Origin of the sequence: Kitasatospora sp. MMS16-BH015 (genome assembly GCF_002943525.1) — a bacterium.
Classification (GTDB): Bacteria; Actinomycetota; Actinomycetes; order Streptomycetales; family Streptomycetaceae; genus Kitasatospora.
Map to the genome: position 1 here is coordinate 304,019 of NZ_CP025394.1, position 11,264 is coordinate 315,282.

General features: G+C 72.9%; 8 protein-coding genes. All 8 read right to left on the minus strand.

Annotated elements, in window-relative coordinates:
• Positions 1-3: 3 nt before the first annotated feature.
• Positions 4-1,743 carry an arginine--tRNA ligase gene (gene argS, locus CFP65_RS01410; RefSeq protein ID WP_104814371.1) on the minus strand — a complete coding sequence of 580 codons (1,740 nt, stop codon included), beginning with the start codon at positions 1,741-1,743 and terminating at the stop codon, positions 4-6.
• 3 nt (positions 1,744-1,746) lie between these two features.
• Entirely contained in the window at positions 1,747-2,217 is a 471-nt protein-coding gene (locus CFP65_RS01415) for a MaoC family dehydratase N-terminal domain-containing protein (RefSeq protein ID WP_254552160.1), read from the minus strand.
• A complete protein-coding gene (gene gntA / locus CFP65_RS01420) occupies positions 2,214-2,936 on the minus strand; it encodes a guanitoxin biosynthesis heme-dependent pre-guanitoxin N-hydroxylase GntA (RefSeq protein WP_158701961.1) in 723 nt (240 codons plus the stop codon). The genes CFP65_RS01415 and gntA overlap by 4 nt, the downstream gene beginning before the upstream one ends.
• 93 nt (positions 2,937-3,029) lie before the next feature.
• On the minus strand, positions 3,030-3,278 hold the full coding sequence (locus CFP65_RS01425; RefSeq protein WP_104814373.1) for an acyl carrier protein: 249 nt from the start codon (positions 3,276-3,278) through the stop codon (positions 3,030-3,032).
• Positions 3,279-3,336: 58 nt separating this feature from the next.
• Positions 3,337-4,593, minus strand: a complete 1,257-nt coding sequence (gene fabF / locus CFP65_RS01430) for a beta-ketoacyl-ACP synthase II (RefSeq protein WP_104814374.1) — start codon at positions 4,591-4,593, stop codon at positions 3,337-3,339.
• The gene (locus CFP65_RS01435) at positions 4,590-6,350 is read right to left on the minus strand and encodes a thiamine pyrophosphate-binding protein (RefSeq protein ID WP_217368120.1); all 1,761 of its coding nucleotides are present in this window, start codon (positions 6,348-6,350) and stop codon (positions 4,590-4,592) included. Before CFP65_RS01435 ends, fabF begins: the two co-directional genes overlap by 4 nt.
• A gap of 2 nt (positions 6,351-6,352) precedes the next feature.
• Positions 6,353-9,007 (minus strand): aldehyde dehydrogenase family protein, encoded by a 2,655-nt coding sequence (locus tag CFP65_RS01440; protein WP_104814375.1) that lies wholly within the window; start codon positions 9,005-9,007, stop codon positions 6,353-6,355.
• A gap of 70 nt (positions 9,008-9,077) precedes the next feature.
• Positions 9,078-11,243 carry an MMPL family transporter gene (locus CFP65_RS01445; protein ID WP_158701962.1) on the minus strand — a complete coding sequence of 722 codons (2,166 nt, stop codon included), beginning with the start codon at positions 11,241-11,243 and terminating at the stop codon, positions 9,078-9,080.
• Positions 11,244-11,264: the final 21 nt, after the last annotated feature.

Here is an 11,264-nt window from a genome sequence, read left to right on the forward strand (position 1 = left end):
CTGCTAGATCTTCTCCGGCGTCTCGATCCCGAGCAGCGAGAGCCCGAGGGTGAGCACCCGCGAGGCGAGCGCCGCGAGCAGCAGCCGCGATGCGCGCAGCTCCGGGGCGCCGGCCGCCAGGATCGGGCAGGCGGCGTAGAAGGCGGAGAAGCTGCGGGCCGTCGCGTAGAGGTGGGTGCAGAGCTTGTGCGGGGCGTGGCCGCGGGTCGCGGCGGAGACGGCGGCGGGGAACTCCAGGACGCGCAGCAACAGGGCCCGCTCGCGCGGGTCGGTGAGCAGCACCGGGGTGCCGGCGGCCGGGGCGGCGCCAGCCGCGCGCAGCACGGAGCGGGCCCGGCAGTTGGCGTACTGGAGGTAGACGGCGGTGTTGCCGTCCATCGCGAGCATCCGGTCCCAGTCGAAGAGGTAGTCGCGGCGGCGGTCGTGGGCCAGGTCGGCATACTTGACCGCGCCGATGCCCACCGCCCGGGCCACCGCCGCCTGCTGCCCCGGCGGGAGCGCGCGGGGCTCGGCGATCTCGGCGGCCCGGTCCACCGCCTCCACCAGGAGGTCGACCAGCTTGACCGAGCCGCCCGCCCGGGTGCGCACGGCCCGGCCGTCGCTGCCCAGGACGGAGCCGAAGCCGATGTGCTCGGCGTGGTGCTCCGCCATCAGCCAGCCGGCCTCGCGCAGCACGGCGAAGACCAGCGCGAAGTGCTGGGCCTGAGGGCTGCCGACCACGTAGAGGAGGTCGGTGGCGCCGCGCTCCTCCAGCCAGTAGCGGGCGGCGGCCAGGTCGGTGGCGGCGTAGCCGTAGCCGCCGCCGCGCTTGCGGACGATCACCGCGAGCGGGTCGCCGTCGCGGTTGGTGAAGCCCTCGGGGAAGGTGCAGACGGCGCCGCCGCTGACCCGGGTGAGCCGCCGGGCGCCGAGCTCCTTGACCAGGTCGGCGAGGAAGGGGTTGTAGAAGCTCTCCCCATACACGTCGGCCGGGGTGAGCTCGATGCCGAGCAGCCGGTAGACCTGCTCGAAGTGGCCGGCCGACTCCTCGACCAGCCGGCGCCACCAGGTGAGGGTCTGGTCGTGGCCGCCCTGCAGCAGCACCACCCGGCGCCGGGCCCGGCTGGCGAACTCCGGCTCGGCGTCGAACTTCTTCCGGGCCTCCTGGTAGAAGCCGTTGAGGTCGCCGATCGAGCCGGCCCCGGCTGCCTCGGTCAGGCCCTCGTCCACCAGGTGCTCGATCAGCATGCCGAACGGCGTGCCCCAGTCGCCGATGTGGTTGTGCGGGATGACCTGGTGACCGGCGAACCGCAGCAGCCGCCCGATCGCGTCGCCCAGCACGGTGGAGCGCAGGTGGCCGACGTGCATCTCCTTGGCCACGTTGGGGCTGGAGTAGTCGAGCGCGATCCGGCGCGGGGCCTCGGTGAGCGGCACGCCGAGCCGCTCCTCGCCCGGCAGGGCGCTCGCCCGGGCGGCCAGCCAGTCGGCCCGGAGCACCAGGTTGAGGAAGCCCTTCCCGCTGACCTCCGGCGGCTCGACCAGGTCGGCCGCGTCCAGCGCGGCCGCGATCTCCTCGGCCACCTCCCGGGCCGCCCGGCCGAGCCGGGCGGCCAGCGCCATCGCCACCCCGGTCTGGTAGTCCACCCCCGCGCGCCGGGAGGGCCGGATCACCGCCTGCTCCGGGTCGAGCTCCAGGCCCAGGGCCTCCCCCACCGCCCGGGCCACCCGTCGGCCCAACTCCACGCTCACGTCCGTGTGCACCACGCCTCAGCCCTCCCGCTCCGCCGGCCCGGCCGTCCGGACCACCAGCGTCGACCACTCCGTCAGCACCTGCTCACCGTCGGCCCCGCAGACCTCGGTGCGCAGGGTGAGTGCGAGGTTGCCCGCCAGGCTCTTGGCCTCCTCGATCACCACCACGCAGCTCAGCCGGTCGCCGGCCCGGATCGGCCGCTGGTAGACGAAGCGCTGCGCGCCGTGCACCAGGTGGTCGAAGTCGATGCCCAACTCGGGGTCGCCGGTGACCTGTTCGGCGGCCTCCTGGGTGAAGACCACGGGGTAGGTGGGCGGGGCCAGCACGTCCGGGTGGCCCATCGCCCGGGCGGTGGCCACGTCCCGGTAGATCAGCGAGTCGTCGCCGATCGCCCGGGCGAAGCTGCGGATGTGCTCCCGCCCGACCTCGTACGGCGGGGTCGGCGGGTAGCTGCGGCCCACCGCCTTCAGGATGGCCGGCTCGCTCAACGCTCCGTCACCGCCCGGGGCGCGATGTGCACCGGGCACTTCCAGCCCTCCTCGGGGAGCCGGCCGGAGTACATCACCGTCTCGGGGTGGTCGCCGTCGAACAGCGCCAGCGCCGGGTTCTCGCTGCCCTGGAGCCTGCGGTCGCGGGCCCGGATGGTGGTGGTCATCCGGGTGATCGCGCCGGTCTCGCGCAGGATGTCGAACTGCTCGTGCGCGTTGAACACCAGGGTCGGGCGCTCCGGCCGCCGGGCCAGCCGGGAGGAGCCGGGGTGCATGCCGACGATGAAGAACGGCCGCCCGGCGAAGCTGAAGGAGAAGCCCTTGGTGTTGGGGTCGGTGCCCACCAGCGGGCTCCAGTCGTGGTGTTCGCGGTCCAGGTCGTGGAGCGACTGGAGCTGCTGCCACATCAGGTGCTCGAACTCCGCCTCGCTCAGCCCGGCCGGCCCGGCGAAGCTGGCCACGAAGGAGGCGAAGGCCTCCGCCCGGATCGGGTAGTCCTGGATGTACTGCCACAGCTCGGCGGCCAGCGCCCGCGCGCTCTCCGGCGAGCCCAACTCGCCGTAGCTGCGGAACCGGTAGTCGCCCCGGCGCAGCAGGCCCTTGCCCACCAGACAGGGGTACGGCTCGCTCATCACCATCGCCCGGAACGACTGGTGGGCCTCCTCCCCCGCCGGGCCGGGCTCGGCGGGCGGGAACGGGTTGTGCGCTGCTGCGTTCACTGCGATCCCCTGCGGCTGTGGCGGGTTGAGGGCTGGTACGGGGGTCGGGGGCATCCGGGGTGGTGCCCCCGACCGGTCTCGAGCCTCGGTGTGTCAGACGCCGGCGAGCACACCCTGGATGCTGCGCACCAGGTCGCCCACGGTGCTGTTCTCCTTCAGGTCGTCCTCGGAGATGCTGACGCCGAACCGCTCCTCGGCGGCGACCACGATCTCGACCAGCAGCAGCGAGTCGACGTCCAGGTCGTTGACGAAGGACTTGTCGAGCTCCACCTCGGCCGGGTCGGTGCCGGCCACCTCCTGGAGGATCGCGGTCAGGCCCTCGTGGATCATTTCCTCGGTCATGGCTGTTCCTCTCGATGCGGAGAATGAAGGGGTTGAACTAGCCTGTGAAAGAACGGACTTACGGCTTCCAGGCGCGGAGGACGGCTACCGCGTTGTGCCCGGCGAAGCCGAAGGAGTTGCTGACCGCGATGTCGACCTCGTGCTGCTGCGCGGTGTGCGGCACGTAGTTGACCTCGGTGTCCTCCGGGTCGAAGCAGTTGACGGTCGGCGGCACCACGTTGTCGCGGATGGCCTGCACCAGCGCGATCGCCTCCACCGCGCCGGCCGCGCCGATCATGTGGCCGGTCATCGACTTGGTGGAGCTGATCGGCATCCGCAGGGCGTGCTCGCCGAAGACCTGACGGATCGCCAGGGTCTCGATCTTGTCGTTCAGCTTGGTGCTGGTGCCGTGCGCGTTGACGTAGTCCACCTCCGTGGGGTCGATCCGGGCGTCGGCCAGCGCGGCACACAGCGCCTGCTGGGCGCCCGCGCCCTCGGGGTGCGGGGCGGTCGGGTGGTAAGCGTCGGTGGAGGCGCCGTAGCCGACCAGCTCGGCCAGGATCGGCGCGCCGCGCCGCATCGCCCGCTCGGCCTCCTCCAGCACCAGCACTCCGGCGCCGGAGGCCATGATGAAGCCGTCCCGCTCCTTGTCGAACGGGCGGCAGGCCTGCTCGGGGTCCTCGTTGCGGCGCGAGAGCGCCCGGGCCGAGCAGGCCGAGGCGATGTCCGAGCGGGTCACCGACTCGTCGGCGCCGCCGGCCAGCACCACGTCGCAGGCGCCGTACTGGATCCACCGCATCGCCTCGCCGATCGCCGAGGTGCCGCTGGCGCAGGCGGTGCTGATCGCCCCGGAGGGGCCCTTGGCGCCGAACCGGATGGCGATCTCGCCGGCCGCGTTGTCGATCGCCGAGGCGGCCGAGGTGAACGGGCCGATGCTGCGGGCGCCCTTCTCCTTGAGCCCGAGGGTGACCTGCGACTGGATGGTGCTGGGCCCGTAGCCGGAGCCGATCTGCACACCGACCCGGGGGGCCAGCTCCTCGTCGATCTCCAGCTTCGCCCCCTCCACCGCCTCCACGGCCGCCGCCAGCGCGTACTGGGCGAACGGGTCGATCCGGCGCCAGACCTTGCGCGGCATGTACTGCTCGGGGTCGAAGTCCCGTACCTGGGCGGCGATCCGGGTCGGCAGGTCGGCGACGTCGAAGGACTCGATCCGGCGGATGCCGCTGCGGCCCGCCAGCAGCGATTCCCAGAACGCCGCGGTGCTCAAGCCGATCGGCGAGATGACGCCGGTGCCGGTGACGACCACCCGGCGCGGCGATCCGTACGGACTGCTCATGCGTGCTGCTCCGTTCCAACGGGCGTGCTGACAGGGTTGGTTGCTTCCTGGGCGGCGCCGGGGAAGTCGCCGTCCAGCTCGGTGATCCCCGGCGGGGCGTCGTCGATGGTCACCGGTACTTCGAGGACGGCGACCCGTCCCTTGGCGCTCTCCCGCAGCGCCTCGCCGAGCAGCTCGCCCAGCGCGGCCTTCTCCCGCACCACCGCGTGCCAGGCCGCCGGGTGCACGGGCAGGCTGCTCTCCTGCCCCTCCTCCGGGCCCCGCTCGTCCAGGCCCCGCTCGTCCAAGAACCGGAACCGGCCGCCCGCCGTGCCGTGCTGGTCGAGCTGGCACTGCAGCCAGCCGTAGCCCCGGTTGCGCAGCACCACGTAGGTGACGCCGACGCCCTCCCGGGCCAGCGTGGACACGTCGTTGGCCACCATCGCGAAGGCGCCGTCGCCGACGAAGGCGACCACCGGCCGCTCGGGCGCGGCGAGCTTGACCCCGCCGGCCGCGGCGGCGCCGAAGCCCAGCGTGGTCTGCTCGGAGGGCACGATCGAACCGGCCTCGGCGCCGCAGACCCAGTGCGGGAAGAAGTAGGACCACATGTCCTGCAGGCCGTTCTCCTGCACCAGGATCCGGTCGGCGGGGGCGAGTCGCTCCAGGACGGCGAGCACCTCGGCCACGTGCAGGGTGGCCGAGCCGGCCATCTCGGCCAGCCGGGCCGTCACGGCCGCCCGGGCCTCGGCCCGACAGCGGGCCACGGTGGCCGTCCACTCCGGCTGGCCCGCGCCGCTGCCCAGCGCCTCCAGCCAGTGGGCCACCACGGCCCCGCCCTCGCCGAGCACGCTCGGGCCCGGGTACTCGGTGGAGAGACCGCCCGCGTCCAGGTTGACCTGGAGCACCGGCACGCCCTCGCCGACGAACCCGCTGTAGGTGGCGGTCTCCTCCAGCCGGCTGCCCAGGGTCACCAGCAGGTCGGCGCCCTCCCAGACCGGCTGCAGCTCGGCCGGGGAGTAGAGCCCGGCCAGCCCGCCGAAGGCCGGGTGGCGCTCGTCCACCACCCCGCGCCCGGAGGCGGTGGCGAACACCGCGGCGCCGATCCGCTCGGCCAGCGCCTCGATCCGGCCCTCCTCGTTCCGTCCGCGCATCCCGCCGCCGACCAGGACCACCGGCCGCCGCGCGCCGGCGAGCAGCTCCAGCGCCGCCGGGGCGGCCCCGGCCGCCCCGGCCAGGATCGGCTCCTGCGCCCAGGGGCGGGTGCGGACCACCTCCTGGTCGAGCAGGTCGTCCGGCAGCTCCACGTAGACCGGCCCGGGCGCGCCGGAGGCGGCCAGCAGGAAGGCCCGGTCAAGCACCGGCACCAGCCGGCTCGGGTGATCCACCCGGGCCGCCCACTTCACCAGCGGTCGCACCAGCGGGAGTTGGTCCAGCTCCTGGAAGGCGCCGGAGTCCCGCCGCTTGGCGGCGGTGCCGCCGGCCAGCACCACCAGCGGCACCCCGGAGCTCTGCGCCTCCAGCAGGCCGGTGACGGCGTTGGCCACCGCCGGGCCCTTGCCGACCACGCAGACGGCCGTCCGGCCGGCTTGCATCGCGTAGCCGGTGGCCATGAACAGCGCGCTACGCTGGTCGCGGCAGAGCAGCATCCGCACCGGTGCCTCCTGGAGCGCGTGCAGCGCGCCGAGGTCGTCGCCGGGCAGGCCGAACACGGTGCTCACCCCTCGGTGCACCAGGGCGTCCACCACGGCGTGCCAGGGAGTGGGGTAGCTGATCTCCACGGTCAGACTCCGATTCCGTACTGGGCGACGGCCTTGGAGAGCAGCAACGGCTCGGCGTTGCGCTTCCCTTGGTACGCCGCGTAGTTGGCCATCACGCCCCGGCCGCCGAACGCGTGGTTGCCGTTGTCCACGTCCAGCAGCGTGCGGTTGACGGCGACGGTGTGCCGCTCGCGCAGCTTGGCCACCAGGGCCTCCTCGCTGCCGTAGACCATCGCGCCCATCGACCGCTCGGCGAAGTACGGCGAGAACAGCAGCTTCTCCAGCTGCTCGGCGTCCTCGTAGACCACCACGTTGAACAGCGGGGAGAAGAACTCGCTGATGTCCAGCGGGTCGTCGATGTCGCGCAGGAACACGGTCGGGGTGACCAGACCGGTCCGGAAGTCCACCTCGCCGCCGTGCACCACGTACTCCCGGTTGCGCAGCAGGAACTCGGCGGTGGCGCGCAGCGCGGAGTCGTAGTGCAGGGCGCCGTAGTCGGCGTCCGGGTCGCGGTAGGCGCCGTGGCGCTGCTCGGCGAGGCGCTTGGTGAGGCCGTGGACGAAGCGGTCCTGGACGGCGGCGTGCACGAAGAACACGTCCGGGCCGAAGCAGTCCTGCCCGGAGTTGTGCAGCCGGATCCGGATCGCGTCCTCCACGGCCCGCTCGCCGTCGGCCTCGGGGCCGACCACGAAGGGGTTGATGCCCTGGCCGAAGAAGAGCATCAGCTGGTCGCGGCGGAGCTTGCGGCGCAGGTCCTCGGCGTTGTTGTACGCGCCGGTGAAGACCACCACGTCGGCCTCGGCGGCCGGGCCGCTGACGAACTGGCGCTGGTTGAGCGTGGAGAGCTCGATCGGCAGGCCGTGCACGGGGGCGAAGAGCTCGTGCAGCCGGTGGGTCTGGGCGGCGACCTGGCTGGAGGCGCGCAGTGAGATCCGCTCGGTGAAGAGCGCGGGCACCACGGCGTGCAGCACGTAGGTGTAGAGGATGATGTTGGAGGACATGAAGCCGGCCAGCCGGCCGACCCGCTTGGGGCGGTTGCGGATCAGCTCGTCCACCACCCCCTCCAGGGTGGCGATGGAGGCCTCGATCTCCTCGTCCACGGCCTTGCGGACGGAGATCTCGGTGAGGATCCCGGCCACCTCCTCGGGCTGCTCCTTGAGGAAGGCGATCATGTCGTGCACGGCCCGCACCCGGTCGGGCAGCGGCACCCCGGCCGAGACCAGCGCGGAGACCGGCACCACCGGCCGGGCGGCCCGGTCGCCGCTGGCCTCGCCGGCCAGGCGGCGCAGCTCCACCATGTCGGGCTTGCCGTTGGCATTCAGCGGGAACTGCTCGACCACCAGCACCTTGTTGGGCTGCTCGTAGGAGGGCAGCAGCGCGTCGATCTCGCGGCGCCACTGCTGGGCCCCGGCGCCGTCCGGGTCGGCCACCACGAAGACCAGCTGGCAGCCGCGCCGCTCGTCGTCCAGCGCGACGATCTTCACCGGCCGGCCGCAGGCCTCGGCCCGGCGCTCGATCGACTCGGGGTAGAGGGTGTGGCCCAGGCGGTGCACCGCGTACTTGCGGCCCACCACGTAGAGGTTGCCCTTGGTGTCCCAGTAGCCGAGGTCCTGGGTGCGGTAGGCGCCGTCCCCGGAGCGGGCGATGCTGCCGTCCTCGGCCAGGTAGCCGACCATCATCGCGGGGCTGCGCACGATGATCTCGCCGGTGTTGCCGATCGGCACCGGGCGCCCGTCGGCGTCGACGATGGTCACCTCCACGCCCGCCAGTGGCTGCCCGCAGCCGTCCGGGTTCTCCGGGCTGGCCAGCGCGATGTTGCCGGCCTCGTTGCTGCCGTAGCCGTCCAGCACCGGCAGGCCGAAGGTGGTGGCGAACCTGGCCGCGAAGGTGCTGCTCAGCGGCGCGCCGCCGACGCACCACAGGCGCACGGTGGTCAGCTCGACCAGCAGCTGCGGGCGGCGCTCGGTGAGGTTGAGGATGCTGTGCAGGGTGGACGGGGTGGCGTCCACCACCGTCGCGCCGTTCTCGAAGCCCAGCTTGAGCGCCTGGTCGAGCCGGTTGGTCGGGGTGACGATCAGCGTGCAGCCCAGTCGCCACCAGGTCAGCACCAGGGTGAGGCCGTAGAAGTGCGAGAACGGCACCAGCGGCAGCATCACGTCGCTCGCTTGGTAGCCCATCCGCTCCCGGGAGCGCTCCAGGTCGTCGAGCAGCGCCCGGCCGGAGCGGACGATGCCCTTGGGCAGCCCGGTGGAGCCGGACGACCAGGTGATCAGGGCGTCGGTGCGGCCCTCCCACGCCGTGAAGTCGAGCTTCTCGTCGACGAGTTCGGGCTGCCTCGACTGCTCGGGGCCGAGCTCGATCGGCAGGGTCCGGGTGTGCGGGGCCACCGTCTCCGGCTCGCGGGAGACGGCCCACGGTGCCTTGGTCAGGGTGGCGGCCCGGGCGCACTCGACGCCGGTCTGCCGGTCGTCGAGCAGCACGATCGACACGTCGAGGTGCATCAGCGCGAGCAGGGCGGTCACCATGGACGGCGAGTTGTCGGTCTTGAGCAGCACGCGCTCGCCGGCTCTGACGCCGGTCTCGCGCAGCACGGCCGCGAGTCTGAGCGCGTCGGCGGTCAGCTCCTGCGCCGTCCGCACGCCGGTGGCGGTGACCAGACTCGCCTGGGGAAGTTCCACGATCTCTCCTCGGTCGTCGTTCTGAGCACGTCGTTACTGAGGGTTGTCGTTCCTGTTGCCGTTACCGGGGTCAGTGCTCTCCCACGGCTCCCGAGATCCGCTCGGTGAGGCGCTTCACCGGCCCCGGCGCCCACCAGGCGGCGGCACCGAAGACCTGGAGGAAGGCGGGCACCAGCACCCCGCGCACCAGCACCGCGTCGAGGATCACCGCGAGCCCGGTGCCGAGGCCGAACAGCTTGGCCAGCGAGACGCCGGAGATGGCGGTCGAGAAGAACGAGACCGCGAGGATCGCGGCGGCGGCGGTGATGATCGGCCCGCTGCCGCCGAGGCCCTCCCGCACGCTGAGGTACGGGTCTCCGCTCGCCCGGTAGCGTTCCTTGATCCGCGAGAGCACGAACATCTCGTAGTCCATCGAGAGCGCGTACGCGATGCAGAGCAGCAGCACCGGGATGGTCACCGCGATGGGCGCCGGGGTGACGCCGAACAGGCTCGCCAGGTGCCCGGACTGGAACACCCAGACCATCGCCCCGAGCACCGCGCCGAGCCCCAGCGTGTTGAACACCACGGCCTTGAGCGGCAGCAGCACGCTGCCCGTGGCCAGGCAGAGCAGCACCAGGGTGAGCAGGGTGGCCAGGCCGATGCCGAGCGGCAACCGGTCGCCGATCGAGGCTGTCACGTCGAGGTACTGCGCGGGCAGCCCGCCGGCGAACACCCGGTGACCACCGGGCACCGCGACCGCGCGCACCTGCTTGACCAGCTGCTCGCCGGCCGGGGAGTACGGCACCACGTCGTGGTCGACCACCAGCAGGGTGGCCGCACCGGCCGTCAGGTCCGGGCCCGCCGGGGCGGTCCGGCTGCCGTGCTCGTACCGCCCGGCGGCGCTGGTCACCGCCGTCACGTGCGGCACGGCGGAGAGCCGGGCCGCGTACTCGGCCAGCCCCTCGCCGCCCGGCCAGTCCGGGCCGACCAGCGAGAGCGTGCCGGCCACGTCGCCGGGGAAGTGGCCGCGTGCCTGCTCGGCCACCACCCTGCTCTCCGAGCCCTGGGGCAGCGCCCGCTCGTCCGGCACCCCGAACTGCGCCTTGGCCAGCGGCCAGGCCATCGCCAGCAGCAGCGCCACCACCAGCCCGCCGGTCAGCCAGGACCGCCGCATGGTGGCCCCCGCGATCCGGCCCCAGCGGCGGTCCGCCACCTCCGGCTGCTCCTTGGCCCGCCCGGCCAGGCTCCACCTGTCGATCCGGTCGCCGACCAGCAGCAGCGCGGCCGGCAGCGGGAGCAGCGCGCAGAGCACCGTGATGACCACCACGGCCACGCCGGTGTAGGCGAAGGAGCTCAGGAAGTACTGCTTGAACACCAGCAGGGTGCTGAGCACCGCCGCCACGATCGCCCCGCTGAAGACCACGGTGCGCCCGGCCGTGCGCAGCGTGGCGGTCAGCGCCTGCGGCCCCGGCAGCCCGCCGGCCCGTTCCTCCCGGTAGCGCGAGACGATCAGCAGGCTGTAGTCCACCGCCAGGCCGAGGCCGAGCGCCGAGGTCAGGTTGACCGCGAAGACCGAGACGGAGGTGAGCCGGCCCAGTCCGTGGAGCACGGCCAGCGAGCCGGAGATCGACAGCAGGCCGATGAACAGCGGCAGCAGCGCGGCCAGTACGCCCCGGAAGACGAAGAACAGCAGGATCAGGGTCAGTGGCAGGGCGACCGCCTCGGAGAGCGCGAGGTCGTTGTCGGTCTGGTCGGTGAGGTCGTTGGTCACCTGGGCCACCCCGCCGAACCTCACCGTCAACGGCCCGCTCTCCTCGGCCAGTCGCTCGTGCAGGCGGGTGGTGGCCTTGGCCACGGCGTCCTCGTCACCGTTCACGTTCACGGTGGTCAGCGCGCTGTGGCCGTCCGCCGAGCGCAGGCTCGGGTCGGCCGCGGTGAAGTAGCTGGCCACCAGATGGACCCCCGGCTCGCCGGCCAAGGTGGCCAGCAGGTGCTTGCCGGCCTCAGCGGCCTGCGGGTCGTCCACCGTGCCCTGCTGGTTCTGCACCAGCAGCACCAAGTTCGCCTGCCCGGACGGGAATTCGGCCGCCAGCAGCCGGGCCGCCTGGGCCGAATCCGAGGCCGGGTCGTCGAACCCGCCGCTCTTCATCGCCCCGGAGGCCCCGCCCGCCAGCACTCCGCTCAGCACCAGCAGCACCAGGCTGACCCAGAGCACCAGGCGCGACCTGCGCAGCGCCAACGGCGGTTTCGAACCCACGGCAACCAGCTCCCTCTTCCT